We start from the raw sequence: 15,110 nt of genomic DNA on the forward strand, positions 1-15,110 counted from the left end.
AAAGAGAGGCCAGATATATTTAAGTATCTGGCCTCTCTTTTTACATATAAAATTAAGGTTCAAGCTATTCTTATTGAAGGCAAAATAGAATGATAATTACATTTGCCAATCAAACGGCATTTGGTGATGACCACGTAGCGCCATCATCAATGTCTGCTGCATTTGCGCCAACACTTCTTTAGTATATGGCACAGCTGGCACACCCCATACTGGGTTTGGCCACTGCATGTCATTTTGATAACGGACAATATGATGGAAATGAAGCTGTGGCACTTGGTTACCAAGAGCGGCTACATTCATTTTATCAGCTTGAAAGGTTTTGGCTAACTGGCTCGATAACCAGCTGGACTCTCGTAAGAACTGTGTTTGATCTGCCTCAGACAGCTCATATAACTCTTTGATACCGGAGACACGTGGCACTAATATAAGCCAAGGAAATTGGCAGTCATTGATTAAACGACAAGTGGATAATGGAAAATCCCCCACTAAAAAACTATCAGCAGCAAGTTTATGATGAAGTTGGAACATAATGACGGTTCTCTTGTTGTTTAATGCAAATAAAATACAGAAAGTTAAAAAGTTAGTTTGGCTATTTTATCAGTTATCGGGTTGATAAAATAGCATCATAATTTATTGCCTTAGTATGACTACCTAGCCTACTGATATCTAGCCATGTACTAAGCAGGCTCTGTCACCATGTGCTCGCTAAAATAGCGCAGCAGCTCTTGTATGACCGTCACACGCTGTTGCGGTGTGGCCAGTTTATCGCTATTTTGATAACGGATACCAGATGCGCCATTCATACGATAATGCTGACCATTTGATTGGATCAACTTGATAATCGCTAACGCATCAACTGGAGTATCTGGCGCAAACTCCAACGTCATACTACTACTGTTGGCATCAATTTTGTTGATCTTAAGCGGCTCTGCTTGTAAACGTAATGCATGAATGGCGAATAATTGCTTGGTTTGATCTGGCAGTGCCCCAAAGCGGTCTATCATTTCAGTGCGAATATCCGTCAATGCTTCTTTATCATCGGTATTACTAATACGCTTGTAGAACAATAAGCGCTGATGCACGTCATGTAGATACTCCTCTGGAATGAGGGCAGAGCTATGTAGATTGATTTCACTGGTCAGCGACAATGGTGTATTTAAATCAGGCTCTTTGCCAGCTTTGATGGCTTTAGTCGCACGCTCAAGCATATCCATATATAAGCTAAAACCAATCGCCTGCATATTGCCACTTTGCTGCTTACCTAATATCTCCCCTGCACCGCGAATCTCTAAATCCTCACTTGCCAGCATAAAGCCTGCACCTAAAGTATTAGCACGCTCGATCGCATGCAAACGGCGCTTGGCATCACCTTTAAGACCTTTCAAAGAAGGCACTAGTAAGTAACAATACGCTTGATGATGACTACGTCCTACTCGGCCACGCAGCTGATGTAATTGCGCAAGTCCAAACTTATCTGCACGCTCAATGATAATCGTATTAGCATTGGGCACATCAATACCCGTCTCGATAATGGTAGAGCAAACCAATACGTTGAATTTTTTATGATAGAACTGTTGCATGATTTGCTCAAGCTGACGCTCTTGCATTTGCCCATGAGCTACTCCTACTCGTGCTTCTGGCACTAGGTCACGAATGGTCTCTGCCATACGCTCAATACTAGCAACATCATTATGTAGTAGATAGACCTGCCCACCACGCAGAAGCTCACGCAATATGGCTTCTTTCATCAATGCTTCTGTTTTTTGCATTACAAAAGTTTTGATGGCAAGACGACGGGCAGGCGGTGTGGCGATAATCGACATATCGCGCATACCTGAGAGCGCCATATTAAGCGTTCTAGGGATCGGAGTCGCAGTCATAGACATGCTGTCGACATCAGTCTGGATGGCCTTGATACGCTCCTTATGACGCACTCCAAAGCGATGCTCTTCATCAACAATCATCAATCCAAGGTTGGCAAACTTCACATCTGGTTGTAGCAGTTTATGGGTACCAATGACGATGTCCACTTTGCCAGCAGCCAAATCAGCCAATACCATTTCTTGATGTTTTTTGCCACCAAAGCGCGATAAGCTCTCTATACGGACTGGCCAATCTGCAAAACGATCGCGGAAGTTGTCTTCATGCTGACCGGCAAGCAATGTGGTAGGCACCAGCACGGCAACCTGATAGCCAGCACTAACCGCAATAAAGGCGGCTCGCATTGCGACTTCTGTTTTACCAAAACCAACGTCGCCACAAATAAGACGATCCATCGGTTGGTTTTGTCTCATATCTTCCATTACGGCATGAATGGCATTGGCTTGGTCGGCGGTTTCTTCAAAGGCAAACTGACTGGCAAATAGCTCATACTGTGATGGGTCTATCTTAAAATGAATGCCAACTTTGGCTTCACGTCTTGCCTGCATATTGAGCAATTCAGCAGCGACGTCATGAATTTGCTCTAATGCTTTTTGCTTGGCTCGATCCCATTTGCCGCTACCAATCTTATGTAGCGGTGCTAACGCTGGATCACCGCCACTATAGCGACTAATCATTTGCAAATTGGCAACTGGCACATAGATACTAGCGTCATCAGAATATTTTAAATGGATAAACTCTTGCTCACCATCGCCCACATCTAAGGTAATCAAGCCATTATAACGACCGATACCATGCTCAATATGCACCACTGGACTACCATCTGTTATTTCAGTGACGCTCTTAACCAAGAATTCTTCTGATACCCCGCTTTGGCGACGACGGCGTGTCTGTAAAACTTGACGACCAAACAGCTGCGTCTCACTAATCAACACCAAGCGCTCAGGCACATAGACACCGCGCTCAATTGGCGCTACGGTCAGACCGACATGTGGTAGATGACTGTTATTAATAGCGCTGGTTTTATCTGCAGCTAGAAAGGCTTCAAAGCTATCGTACGCCTTGATATCAATCTTGCCTTTGAACAGTTCAATGAGAATCTCGCGACGGCCTGCAGTCTCTGCAACGATTAATACGGGTGTTGAAGTCTTTGATTGCGTATCCAAGAAGTCGAGCAATTCGGATAATGGTTCAGACTTTTGATGATTGACTGCTAACTGTGGCGGCTCTTGAGCACTTAATGTCACTAGTCCTTGTTGTTTAGTCACACTCGATGGCAATGGCATTTGTGAGGCATCTATACTTTCTGGCACTACCACATCATTCATCGTAGCCAGTTCATCACGAGCACTTAATATTACTCTTGGGTACTGGTTTAGCTGTTCGTTAAGCGCGTTAGATAATAGATACAGCATTGCTGGCTCTACGATAGGCTTATCAATATCATGGCGACGCTCTTCGTAACGGCGCTGAATTTGCGACCAATAATCGGCTTGTTTTTCATTGATTAATTCATCGGTGATAAACAATGCATCGCTTGGTAAATAGGAAAATAGGCTACTCTCTGCCTCCCAGTCTTTTAAGTTAAAAAATAGCGGCTGATAATACTCTAATCCGCTACTTGCAATCCCTGCCATCACGTCTTTGTGCAGCTCAGACTTGCGGCTACTGGTATTAGGGAACATGGCAGCAAAGTTCGTGCGGAACGTCTCACGCCCTTCATCAAGCGGAAACTCTTTGGCGGGCAAGATTTGAAATTGGTCGATAGGTTTAGAGATATCTGGCATCTTATGCAGTAGTGACAATGACTCTTTTGCCATACTGGTATCGTTACCCGTTAACATCGCTTTAAGATCGTCAGGGGTCAATGTACGCTGCGTCTGAGGATGAAAAAAGCGAATCGTTTCGATTTCATCATCGAACAAGTCTAAACGTAGCGGAAAAGGCTGACCCATGGCAAAAATATCAATAATACTGCCACGTACTGCAAACTCACCTGGTTCAAAGACATTTTCAACCGCGCGGTAACCTGCTTTTGCCAACAGCCCACGTTGGGTATTGATATCAAATCGATCGCCGACACTCAAATCAAAATGCTGTCCAATCAACCAGCTTGGCGGTGCGACGCGATGCATGAGGGCTTGTATCGAAATAAGCAGCACGCCCGTTTTTGGCATATCCGTCAATAGATTGATACGCTCACTGACGATGTCTTGATGCGGAGATAGCTCATCATAAGTCAGTGTCTCCCAGTCAGGGAACACATAAGCATCGACTCCGCAAAATGCCAGCTCAGTCTCTATTTGATTGAGTTGGTTTTGGTCACGTGCTACCACAACTTTTAGGCGCTCGGCAACATTCCACATAGGTGTTTGCAGCAAGCTTGCCAACCATAAACTGCTGACCGCCCCATGGACAGGCGCTAGCCAACGCCGCTCGGCATTTTGGATAGGAAACAACTGCTGGTTAATAGGGTCAAACGCGTCAGTCAGAGCAGTAATAGGCATAAAGAGTAGAATCAAAGTTAAGGAGTCAGAAAGCTATTATACGAATATTTGAGCAATTACCAAAACTTATGCCGTAACGGTTTGTCACTTAAGAGTTTACTCATTAATGATTAAGGGTTAACAACGATTATTGCGCTTTAACTGTCGTTACATAACAAAAAACCCCAACTTATCAGCTGAGGTTTTCGTTTTTACTAATCAAGCCAAGCCTAAAACTTCAGCTGATAAGTGGTTTATCGCTAGCGATGATGCCATTGTTATCAGCATAAACAAACATACCCGAGTTCAACGTTAAGTCACCAAAGCTGATTTCGATATCCGTTTGACCTTCATCACGGCGGGTTGATTTGCGCGGGATACAACCAAGCGCCATCACACCAAGATCCATCTCTGCCATGTCATCAACATCGCGGACACAGCCATATATAATAACCCCAGCCCAACCATTATCGATAGCTGATTGTGCAATCATATCGCCTAGTAATGCACAGCGCATAGAGCCGCCACCATCAACGACCAACACCTTGCCATTGCCTTCTTTATCTTTGCCATCGCTATTCAATAATGATTTAACACGGCTATTGTCTTCAAAGCACTTAACCGTCACTATTTCACCGCAGAATTTGTCTTTCGCACCAAACTGACGGAATGACTTACCTTCGATATTTGGCAAGCATACTTGCGACTCAGGATTGGCATCCAATAGATCACAAGTGACAAAATTCCCTCTATCCATTTGTATCGATTCTGACATTGCTCCTGCTCCTTGTTTTAGTGATTCAACTGACTGTTATTGAAATACTTATTGATGCTTTGATAATAGTTACTATATTTTTACTCTTGTATTCTTGTTCTAATGCAATCTTGTTCTGACGCAATTAAAAATCGATATCTATAGATTTCCGGTTTTGAGACTGAATCTGTCACTAGAAAAAATGTACTTTATTTTTTGACCCGGGTCATCGCTAGCATCTGCTTATTTTCGATAATGTCGATATGCTTAATTTGAGGTTCAGTACGATATTTACTACGATGGTAGATATCATGAGCACTCATCGCCATGGCACTGGCAACGCGTTTAGCAGAAATAGGATGTAACGATAGCGACTCTGACACGAGCGGCGAGATAAGTTTAAATGCTTTTTGACCAATACTCTCAAGTGGACGACCTTTATGCTTACCAAGCAATAATGACGGACGGAAGACGACCAATTGACCAAACTCCAATGCCATAACAGCCTGCTCTGTCTCAGCCTTGACTCGATTGTACAAAAAACGACTATCAATATCCGCATTCATTGAGGAGAGTAAAAAGAAATTCTCTACCCCCTTATCACGACACAGCTTGGCAAAGTTTACGTTATAGTCTCGATCTACCTTGCGAAAAGCCTCATCACTACCAGCCTGCTTTTTTGTCGTACCCAAACAACTAAAAGCATCCGTGGTTCGATCGGCACCGACACTTGCAAACACTTCAGAGAGATTATCAAAATCATTGATTTGATAAAAACGCATGCTGGCATTAATGTAGCGTGGCGGACGACGAGCAATCACAATCAATGTGTCATAAAGCTCACTCAGTTGCTTTACCAAATGCTGCCCTACTAACCCCGTTGCGCCAATCACAATTGCTTTTCGCTGCATACCCTATCCACTTATATAACATTAGATGAACTATATTGATGAGAAAATACCTATATCAAGGCCTATCGTTAGAATATCATACCTAAATTCCTCAATAACTGACGCTATTATATAGGATATATTGTAAGAGATTTTATCAACCCTCTACGTCTATCAGCGCTTACTATTGATTTAGTTACTAGAATGACCCAAATTCGATGATATTACGTAACTTCTTTGAGCATTAATCATCAAATATATTGTCCTTAGTTCAATAATTTGCTAAGATAATCGGCTTTACACGTCAACGCTGTTTAATTATTCCAAACAGCTCTGACGCTTACGATGATCTATTCATATTAGATACTTTAATATCAGACATCGACATCATATTTGACGAGACGGCTGCTCGTCACCGATGATTGTTAAACCCATTATTGCAATCAACATTCATATTTTTATCTATCTTTATCAAGGAGATACGCGTGGCTAATACTGCACAAGCTCGTAAACGCGCCCGTCAAAACACCAAACGTCGTCAGAACTCTGCGTCACAACGCTCTATGGTTCGTACTTACTTAAAACGTGTTGATGCGGCTATCGCAGCTAAAGATTATGACGCGGCTACCGAAGCTTACAAAAAAGCGGTACCAGTTCTTGATCGTATGGCTGACAAAGGTATTATTCATAAGAATAAAGCTGCTCGTCGTAAGAGCCGCCTAAACAAAACAATCAAAGGCCTACAAGCTTAAGATTTGTATTGATTAGACCGCATTTCGCTTTTATAGCGTAATGACTAAAACCTTGTCACTGGTTCTAATACCGTGGCAAGGTTTTTTTATGTCTACTAGAATATATTAAATGAATTGCTTCCCTATCAACTCATTTCAATTTTCGATTAAGAACAAAGCATCAATTCCACTGTACTTCTGGCGGCAATAGCAACTTGCTAGGATGATAGCCAGCTGCACGGTAACCGTCTAATAATGAACTAATCGGCCGAGTATATACCTGACCCCGCCAAATAAAATGCGCGCTCGCTTGATCAAATGGCTTATCATCAAACCATAAGAACACGCCTTCCATCATCTTTGGCCAATCATTCCAATCAATCTCTACCACATCGAACATAACTGCTAAGAACGCAGATAGCAACGTATCATGACTCACAGCAAGCATCAGATGGCCATGCTGCGGCTGATTCTGGTAAAAAAGCGACAGAATATCCAAACCGCCTTGATAGGTGTTTTTAGTCCCTTCGAGATTGCCTTGCAAAAAACGATTAATAAAGTTCAGGACGCCAATTTCTTTGAACACAGGATTGGCTATTTCAGGCTCAGTGACGAGACTGCCAGGCTCAACCAACAATGATTGATGCGTAATGTTACGCCGTAGTCCTGCCCCCTCTTGCATCAGCTGCGCGGTATCGATACAACGCCCAATCGGGCTAGAAATACTATCGACGTCGAGCGAATATGGTAGATGACCTGATAACCACCGACCCCAAGACTTTGCCAGTATGCGACCTTTGGGAGTCAACGGCAACTGATAGCTAGCAAAACCATTACCGTCAGAACGCTCGCGTAAAGAGTGCCTAGTAAATAAAATCAGTCGCTTGTTTTCAGGCAATAGGCTGACAGAGGAAATCATACTATCTGGTAGGTGCGAAGGTGCAGGCGCGCTTGGGGTGTGACTCGCAAGCTTGTCAGCAGATATTTTGGACAGGGTGTTATTTAGATATTTACTCATGACAGCAAGCCTAGCAGATTTCTTATCAGGAATGAACCACAGACAAATCTAGTTGCAATATATCTTATAAATACTATGTACTCTTTCAGAAAAACGCTTTATTCAAAAGAGTCTATACCTAAAATAAATGGAGGTTTGCCCGTTATTTACACACGGTCCTAGCCAATATCAATAACTTTGTCCCATGCAAACTCTAATGCCGTACTACTGACCTCATTAGGATAGGCTCGTGGATTGACAATCACTCGCGTATTACCAATTTTATAATCAAATGCTTCATGAGTATGTCCGTGTACCCATAGCATCGGTGCCCAGTCTTCGTGCATCCATCCTGACAAGTCACTAACGAAAGCCGCATTACTCGGTAGATTGGCATATTTTTCAGACACCGATAATGCACTGACGCTATGATGACTCATGACTACTGTTTTTTTACCTAGTTCATGAGATTCGATCAATGCTTGCTGTAGCCACTGACGATGCTTGGCATGAATTTGAATAGATACTTCAGGTGAAAACAATCCATTGTCTGCATAGATTTGCTTGTAATCACGCATGAAATGACGAGCAGCGGCCATGGTGTCTTCATTAGCATGATACTGATAGTCTGTCCAAAGCGTACAACCTAAAAGGCGTATATCACCGATATCGATATGCTGACATTGTAAGACGCGAACGCCTTTTTTAGACACAGTATCATAGTTATCCCAAGTTGCCAGTTTATGGTCAAAGCTCAATACGTCTTCATCAAAGTATTCATGATTACCAGCGATAGTAATCAGGGGAACTTCTAAGCGCGCCGCTTGTTCTTGCAACCACGGCATACCTTTGTCGCTATTAGCAGTATCTCCTGCTACCAATACTAGATCTGCATCAGTTTTAGGAATATGTCCAACGGGGTGCGATTGACGTGCATAACTATCAATATGTAAGTCACTCAATATCTGTAATTTCATATTATTCAACATCATTTAGTGGCGTTATTATTAAAAATCTAATTAGCGATAAACGCTCATAGCAGTACTACTAATATTTAGCTACATGAGCGTTTTTAATATAGTTATTATATTTTGGAGATACTGTAAGAATAAATTTAAGTAGTGTAGCAGCTTTTTCTTTGCCATCAAAAAGTAAAAAGACAGCCATTTAGGCTGTCTCTTTTTCTTAACGTCTATTCAAACTTAAATACTTTGAAGTATTGTCTGTAGTTTAGCAGCAGGATCTGAAGCTTGAGTGATCGAACGACCAATGACTAAATAATCAGAACCGTCTATTAGCGCCTGACTTGGTGTACAGATACGTTTTTGATCATCTGCATTGTCTTCAGCTAAGCGAATACCAGGCGTTACCAGTTTGAAGTCTTGACCACATAATGCTTTGAGTGCCTTTGCTTCTTGAGCCGAGCAAACTACCCCATCAAGACCAGCTTGCTTGGTCAATTGTGCTAATCGGCTTACTTGGGTATCTAAGCTATCAGTGATGCCTGTTTGCATCAACGCTTCACTATCCATAGAGGTCAATACGGTAACTGCGATGAGCAAGGTATCAAGATCTCTATCTAGCAAACGCTGTTTTGCCAACGACATGGCCTCTAACCCTGCGCTAGCATGGACATTCACCATCCATACACCAAGCTCAGCGGCCGCTAACACTGCTTGAGCAGTGGTATTCGGAATGTCATGAAATTTTAAGTCTAAGAACACTTCAAAATCACGTTGATGCAGTGCCTTGATGATATCAGGGCCACAACGCGTAAACAGCTCTTTACCGACTTTTAATCGGCATTGAGATGGATCTAACTGGTCAGCTAACGCTAGAGACGCCTCTACCGTCATATTGTCTAGAGCGACGACAACTGGAGAGTTAATTACATTATTCATGGTTTTACCATATATTTTGAAGTTATCAAAGTATTGTATTTGAGGTCAGTACTGCGATCGTTAAGCTATCACCTAGCAGATCACCTAACAACTTAATCTCGTCTACGCTTAGACAGAGTAGAGCCTTCAGTTAGGCTAGTTGCGTCACTACTTTGTACATTGGCAGCAGAAGCACCATAAACAGCTTCATCTACTGTTGGCGCGCTTGCTTGACGATCGATGACTGTATTAGCTTGAGTCAATTGCTCTTGCAGGTTTGCATTTGCTTTTTGCAGGCGTGAGATTTCCCACTTATTCTGTAGTACACGAAAGATAAGCAATGCCAGTAAAATACCAATAACAATACCTAGCATCAAACACAAAATAAGTAGCAACCCTAGGTTCATCGTAGGTGCTTGCGAAAACAGTAGGTTGACTCCGACCTCAGTATTATTTGCCAATACCAAACCAAGTGAATAGGCAAAGCTCAAGAATAGCAATACAAATAGTAAAAAGCGCATGAGACAGTTACCTCAGTTTGGAATGATAAATTTTGACGGTTAGATAGCCAGTGCTGGTTTAATTAACCGTTTGCTACCGTATCGTTTACTGCTTCGCGTAAGGCCTTGCCTGGCTTAAAATGTGGAATCGCTTTAGCCGGTACAGGTACGCTTTCACCTGTCTTAGGATTGCGTCCCATACGGGCACGGCGATGATGTAGACAAAAACTACCGAATCCGCGAACTTCGACTCGGCCATCATTGGCTAAAGTATGGGTCATCAAGTTTAAGATTTCACGCACTGCGTCATCAACCACGGTGTCTGCCATGTTGTCACAGTTTGCACTCAAATTACTAATAAATTCGGATTTGTTAATCGCTTGCTGCATTATTACGCTTGCCTTGTTGATTGATGGATAAGCTGATGATAAGTCAACGCTTCATAGTACGTAAATGCGTTTAGATAATTGAACTATAAAGACTGAATCTTTGAAACCTAGGATTCAGAATCACATTGTGACTACAAAAAGCTTATAACTATCATCTCGTTACTCAATGGTGCAAATGATAGCGGATATTAGCGTAAATGGGAATAAGAGTTTGCCCATTTGGCTAAAAACCTCTATTACTAACTGTGTTAATAAAATCTAATCATAAAAAAAAAGCGACCGAAGTCGCTTTTTTTATATTACTTTTATATCAATAGTTTGCAGCTTACTGCATTTGCTCTTTGATCAAATCACCAATAGTTTTTGGCTGTGCATCAGAACCTGGAGCAGCAGTAGTGTTCGTGCTACCAAGATCTTTAATCGCTTGACGCTCTTCAGCTTCGTCTTTCGCTTTGATAGACAAGTTGATGTTGCGTGTTTTACGATCAACACTGATGATTTTCGCTTCAACGTCATCACCAACAGTCAGATGCTTAGTTGCATCTTCAACGCGGTCACGTTGGATTTCAGAAGCACGTAGATAAGCTTCAACTTCGTCAGCAAGTTCGATAGTAGCGCCTTTAGCGTCTACTTCTTTTACTTTACCATTAACGATAGCACCACGGTCATTGTTGACTAGGTATTCGTTGAATGGATCAGAGCTTAACTGCTTCACGCCTAGGCTGATACGGTTAGCTTCTGCATCTACAGACAATACCATTGCTTCAACGGTGTCGCCTTTGTTGTAGTTACGAATAGCATCTTCGCCAGTTTCGTTCCAAGAGATATCAGATAGATGAACAAGACCATCAATACCACCGTCTAGACCGATAAAGATACCGAAGTCAGTGATTGATTTGATAGTACCAGTGATTTTATCACCGCGCTCATGTTTCTTATCAAACTCATCCCATGGGTTAGCTAGAGTTTGTTTGATACCTAGGCTGATACGACGACGTTCTTCATCGATATCAAGAATCATTACTTCAACTTCATCGCCCACTTGAACCACTTTAGATGGGTGGATGTTTTTGTTGGTATGATCCATTTCTGATACGTGTACTAGACCTTCAATACCTTCAGAAATCTCAGCGAAACAACCATAGTCAGTCAAGTTGGTTACGCGAGCTTTTACAACACTACCTACTGGGTAAGTGCCGCCAACGTTATCCCAAGGATCAGTACCAAGTTGTTTTAGACCTAGGCTAACGCGGTTGCGTTCACGGTCAAACTTCAATACTTTAACTTTTAGGTCTTGGCCAACTTCAACAACTTCAGATGGGTGCTTGATACGGCGCCATGCCATGTCAGTGATGTGCAATAGACCATCGATACCACCTAGATCAACGAACGCGCCGTAATCAGTAAGGTTCTTAACGATACCTTCGATCTCGATGCCTTCTTCAAGCTTGTTCAATAGCTCTTCGCGCTCAGCTGAGTTTTCAGCTTCCATAACTGCACGACGGCTAACAACAACGTTGTTGCGTTTCTGGTCAAGTTTGATGACTTTGAATTCTAGCTCTTTGCCTTCAAGATGCGTTGTATCACGGATAGGACGTACATCTACCAATGAACCTGGTAAGAACGCGCGTACTGAACCGATATCTACAGTGAAACCGCCTTTAACTTTGCTTGAGATAATACCTTTAACGATTTCATCGTTATCAGCGATTTTTTCAAGGAAGTTCCAAGTTTCAACACGTTTAGCTTTCTCACGTGACAGCAAGGTTTGACCCATGCCGTTATCAACCGCTTCAACTACGACATCAACGCTATCGCCAACTTCAACTTCAAGTTCGCCTTCTTCGCTTAAAAACTCTTCACGAGCGACGATACCTTCAGATTTAAGACCAGTATCTACTGTGATCCAATCGCTATCGATGGCCACAACAGCACCTGTAATAACCGAGCCACGCTCGATATCTAGGCCCTGCTCTTCAATGCTCGCTTCAAATAGTTCAGCAAATGATTCCATTATGTCTACCTTTGTATAGCCGTATCCTGTCCAGCACAGTACGGATCAAATTTATGATTGTATAGAACGAAATACTGGTTTTATATCCCATACAATCATATAAAAAAACGTTTGTTGATAGTGAGCTCATCGTAATTAAAACTGACTAACAACAACTGTCTTATATCGACTGCAATACCCTAAACAAAATAGGTTTTTCTTACCGCTTTAATAAAATTTAACTTAACCGTATTATTTTATACTAAAACAATGATTAATAGGAAACTTTTTAGTACTTAATATGTTGTTTTTACTAGCTATTAAATGACTAGCTAGTAAAAAACATACCTTTATCTTGGCAATGCTTTTTGACCTGCTCATATACTGCATCAGCATTCAATGCTGAGCTATCAAGTAATAATGCATCTGCCGCAGGCTTCGATGGCGCTGTACTGCGATTTTCATCACGATCATCACGCTCTTTTATCGTCGCTAAAATCGCCTCAAAATCTGCTGTGTGACCAGCGTTCAACAACTGAGTCACACGGCGCTCTGCACGTGCTTCAGCACTGGCCGTCAAAAACACCTTAACATCAGCATCTGGGAAAACAACCGTACCCATATCGCGACCATCAGCTACTAAACCTGAACGAGTGGCCATATCTTGTTGTAGCTTGAGCAATGCTTGACGGACCTGTGGAAAGACAGCTATCTGTGATGCATAGCCTCCAACCGTTTCATTGCGTACTTGCTCACCTACTGCTTGCCCATTAACAATGATGTCTACACGCCCTGAGTCATTGTTCGGTACAAACGCTATCTCCAAGCTCTCAGTCAATGCTAATACAGCATCTTCGTCAATTGGTTGGCTGGCATCTGCGCTGATTAAACCCGCTTCAAAGGCTTTTAGCCCAACAATTCTATAAAGCGCACCAGAGTCTAACAACTGATAACCCAGTACTTGTGCCAGACGCCATGTGACAGTGCCTTTACCAGCGCCACTAGGACCATCGATACAAATAACAGGATAGCGCACTGATAAGGTATGGCTATTCTCTGTATTGAGTAAAACATTATCAGGTGTAGAACTAGTCATAATACTTACTCAATAATATGCGTTACTTATATCGCTTATCGTATGTTATTAATAAAACGATATTTATTCGTATGTTAAGTCTTTAATAGACTATTAACATGGGTGCTATCAAATAGGGCAATATTATAGCAAAAAATCATCGTGACCACTAGCACCAAGACTGATATCTTGTTTATTAGTATTTTGAGTTTACATAGTGGCCTTATTCTTTTTTGCCGCTTGCCTACGCTCACGAAAAAACGTCTTGAGTATTTGACTGCTATGCTCGCTGCATAACCCACTATAGGCTTGAACACTGTGATTATAGAAAGGTTGTAATGATAAGTCCATTTGACTACCAACCATTCCAGCACGCGGTTCACTCGCTGCGTACACCAACTTGTTTACACGCGCATGGATTAATGCACCGATACACATCGTACAAGGCTCTAGAGTGACATATAAAGTAGTCTGTAGCGGCAATCGATAGTTTTCTAAACGCGTACAGGCTTCTCTTAATGCAACTATCTCTGCGTGAGCAGTAGCATCATGGCTACTAATAGGTTGATTAAACCCTTGGCCAATAACTTGCTGCTCATGTACCAATACCGCACCTACCGGCACCTCTCCTCGCTCAGCACCTTGTTTAGCAAGTTGGATTGCTTGTTGCATCCATTTAATATCTTCAGCTAACCAAAAGGTGCTGGCCTGAATATTTAAAGATTGATACGGCACTAAGCTTATATTCTGTATATTTTGCATTTATTGTGGTAATTGCCAGTCAATTGGAGTTTGGCCATACTGCACCAAGTAGTCATTTGTTTTAGAAAAAGGTTTAGTGCCAAAGAAGCCGCCACGATTTGCTGCAAGTGGTGATGGATGTACCGCTGTCAGAATCAAATGCTTATCCGTATCGATATACTTGCCTTTCTTCTGGGCTTTACTACCCCATAGAATAAACACGGTATGCTTTGTCTGTTCATTGACGGCATCGATGACGGCATCAGTAAACTGCTCCCAACCTTTATTCTGATGACTGTTTGGCTCGCCTTCTCGGACAGTTAGTGAGCTATTAAGCAGTAGAACGCCTTGCTGTGCCCAGTATGTCAAATCGCCATGCGCTGAAGGCCGAATGCCAATGTCATCTGCCATTTCTTTGAGCAAATTATTTAACGATGGTGGCTTTGGAATGACTTTAGGAACAGAAAATGATAACCCCATAGCCTGACCTGGACGATGATAAGGATCTTGGCCCAAGATTACCACTTTAACTTGTGACAAAGGCGTGAGGTTCAGCGCATTGAACATTAATGGTGCAGGCGGATAGATACTGTCGTCTGACTGATAGGCTTCCTTTAAAAATGCGCGTAGATTGTCCATATTTTCAGACGTTAATTCATCTGCTAATGCCATTTTCCAATCTTCTGGTAAACGGACATTGTCTAAAATCGCTTGTTTTTGTTCTGGAGTCTTGGTCGTCGGTTCATCAAACAGTTCCATAGTGTGTCCTTTTTATACTTGTTATCTTGTTATA

Annotated in this window: 14 protein-coding genes; 1 reads left to right on the forward strand and 13 read right to left on the reverse strand. The window is 42.2% G+C overall.

Translation table 11 applies throughout. The features are described from left to right. Positions 1-96: 96 nt before the first annotated feature. The 4 genes from CXF60_RS10755 to CXF60_RS10770 form a co-directional block, all read right to left on the reverse strand. Positions 97-528, reverse strand: coding sequence for an HIT domain-containing protein (locus CXF60_RS10755; RefSeq protein ID WP_057759208.1), 432 nt, complete (start codon positions 526-528; stop codon positions 97-99). 149 nt (positions 529-677) lie between these two features. Continuing rightward, the gene (gene mfd, locus CXF60_RS10760; RefSeq protein ID WP_102091936.1) at positions 678-4,388 is read right to left on the reverse strand and encodes a transcription-repair coupling factor; all 3,711 of its coding nucleotides are present in this window, start codon (positions 4,386-4,388) and stop codon (positions 678-680) included. Positions 4,389-4,605: 217 nt separating this feature from the next. Beyond that, the gene (gene rraA / locus CXF60_RS10765) at positions 4,606-5,142 is read right to left on the reverse strand and encodes a ribonuclease E activity regulator RraA (protein ID WP_102091937.1); all 537 of its coding nucleotides are present in this window, start codon (positions 5,140-5,142) and stop codon (positions 4,606-4,608) included. A gap of 188 nt (positions 5,143-5,330) precedes the next feature. Beyond that, positions 5,331-6,032, reverse strand: a complete 702-nt coding sequence (locus tag CXF60_RS10770; RefSeq protein ID WP_102091938.1) for an NAD-dependent epimerase/dehydratase family protein — start codon at positions 6,030-6,032, stop codon at positions 5,331-5,333. Between the two features lie 464 nt (positions 6,033-6,496). On the opposite strand from CXF60_RS10770, the gene rpsT reads away from it, so the two are divergent. Continuing rightward, the gene (gene rpsT, locus CXF60_RS10775; protein WP_010200097.1) at positions 6,497-6,763 is read left to right on the forward strand and encodes a 30S ribosomal protein S20; all 267 of its coding nucleotides are present in this window, start codon (positions 6,497-6,499) and stop codon (positions 6,761-6,763) included. 160 nt (positions 6,764-6,923) lie between these two features. On the opposite strand, the gene CXF60_RS10780 is transcribed toward rpsT, so the two are convergent. The 9 genes from CXF60_RS10780 to CXF60_RS10820 form a co-directional block, all read right to left on the reverse strand. Continuing rightward, entirely contained in the window at positions 6,924-7,760 is an 837-nt protein-coding gene (locus CXF60_RS10780) for a histidine phosphatase family protein (RefSeq protein WP_102091939.1), read from the reverse strand. 158 nt (positions 7,761-7,918) lie between these two features. After that, the gene (locus CXF60_RS10785; RefSeq protein WP_102091940.1) at positions 7,919-8,731 is read right to left on the reverse strand and encodes a metallophosphoesterase; all 813 of its coding nucleotides are present in this window, start codon (positions 8,729-8,731) and stop codon (positions 7,919-7,921) included. A 210-nt stretch (positions 8,732-8,941) separates the two neighbouring features. Next, positions 8,942-9,640, reverse strand: a complete 699-nt coding sequence (pyrF, locus tag CXF60_RS10790; RefSeq protein WP_102091941.1) for an orotidine-5'-phosphate decarboxylase — start codon at positions 9,638-9,640, stop codon at positions 8,942-8,944. 92 nt (positions 9,641-9,732) lie between these two features. After that, positions 9,733-10,140, reverse strand: a complete 408-nt coding sequence (locus CXF60_RS10795) for a lipopolysaccharide assembly protein LapA domain-containing protein (RefSeq protein WP_102091942.1) — start codon at positions 10,138-10,140, stop codon at positions 9,733-9,735. A 62-nt stretch (positions 10,141-10,202) separates the two neighbouring features. Beyond that, a complete protein-coding gene (locus CXF60_RS10800; protein WP_057759195.1) occupies positions 10,203-10,508 on the reverse strand; it encodes an integration host factor subunit beta in 306 nt (101 codons plus the stop codon). Positions 10,509-10,833: 325 nt separating this feature from the next. Continuing rightward, positions 10,834-12,522: a 30S ribosomal protein S1 gene (gene rpsA / locus CXF60_RS10805; protein WP_057759193.1), complete on the reverse strand. Its 1,689-nt coding sequence runs from the start codon at positions 12,520-12,522 to the stop codon at positions 10,834-10,836. 307 nt (positions 12,523-12,829) lie between these two features. Next, positions 12,830-13,597 carry a (d)CMP kinase gene (cmk, locus tag CXF60_RS10810; RefSeq protein WP_102091943.1) on the reverse strand — a complete coding sequence of 256 codons (768 nt, stop codon included), beginning with the start codon at positions 13,595-13,597 and terminating at the stop codon, positions 12,830-12,832. Between the two features lie 189 nt (positions 13,598-13,786). Continuing rightward, positions 13,787-14,338 (reverse strand): tRNA adenosine(34) deaminase TadA, encoded by a 552-nt coding sequence (gene tadA, locus CXF60_RS10815; RefSeq protein WP_102091944.1) that lies wholly within the window; start codon positions 14,336-14,338, stop codon positions 13,787-13,789. Continuing rightward, positions 14,339-15,076, reverse strand: coding sequence for a uracil-DNA glycosylase (locus tag CXF60_RS10820; RefSeq protein WP_102091945.1), 738 nt, complete (start codon positions 15,074-15,076; stop codon positions 14,339-14,341). Positions 15,077-15,110 lie beyond the last annotated feature (34 nt).

It is taken from the genome of Psychrobacter sp. 4Bb (assembly GCF_002836735.1).
Classification (GTDB): domain Bacteria; phylum Pseudomonadota; class Gammaproteobacteria; order Pseudomonadales; family Moraxellaceae; genus Psychrobacter.

Coding starts and splice junctions, on each gene's coding strand:
- CXF60_RS10755 (WP_057759208.1), bottom strand. CDS start 528: ATGTTCCAACTTCATCATAAACTTGCTGCTGATAGTTTTTTAGTGGGG.
- mfd (WP_102091936.1), bottom strand. CDS start 4,388: ATGCCTATTACTGCTCTGACTGACGCGTTTGACCCTATTAACCAGCAG.
- rraA (WP_102091937.1), bottom strand. CDS start 5,142: ATGTCAGAATCGATACAAATGGATAGAGGGAATTTTGTCACTTGTGAT.
- CXF60_RS10770 (WP_102091938.1), bottom strand. CDS start 6,032: ATGCAGCGAAAAGCAATTGTGATTGGCGCAACGGGGTTAGTAGGGCAG.
- CXF60_RS10780 (WP_102091939.1), bottom strand. CDS start 7,760: ATGAGTAAATATCTAAATAACACCCTGTCCAAAATATCTGCTGACAAG.
- CXF60_RS10785 (WP_102091940.1), bottom strand. CDS start 8,731: ATGATGTTGAATAATATGAAATTACAGATATTGAGTGACTTACATATT.
- pyrF (WP_102091941.1), bottom strand. CDS start 9,640: ATGAATAATGTAATTAACTCTCCAGTTGTCGTCGCTCTAGACAATATG.
- CXF60_RS10795 (WP_102091942.1), bottom strand. CDS start 10,140: ATGCGCTTTTTACTATTTGTATTGCTATTCTTGAGCTTTGCCTATTCA.
- CXF60_RS10800 (WP_057759195.1), bottom strand. CDS start 10,508: ATGCAGCAAGCGATTAACAAATCCGAATTTATTAGTAATTTGAGTGCA.
- rpsA (WP_057759193.1), bottom strand. CDS start 12,522: ATGGAATCATTTGCTGAACTATTTGAAGCGAGCATTGAAGAGCAGGGC.
- cmk (WP_102091943.1), bottom strand. CDS start 13,597: ATGACTAGTTCTACACCTGATAATGTTTTACTCAATACAGAGAATAGC.
- tadA (WP_102091944.1), bottom strand. CDS start 14,338: ATGCAAAATATACAGAATATAAGCTTAGTGCCGTATCAATCTTTAAAT.
- CXF60_RS10820 (WP_102091945.1), bottom strand. CDS start 15,076: ATGGAACTGTTTGATGAACCGACGACCAAGACTCCAGAACAAAAACAA.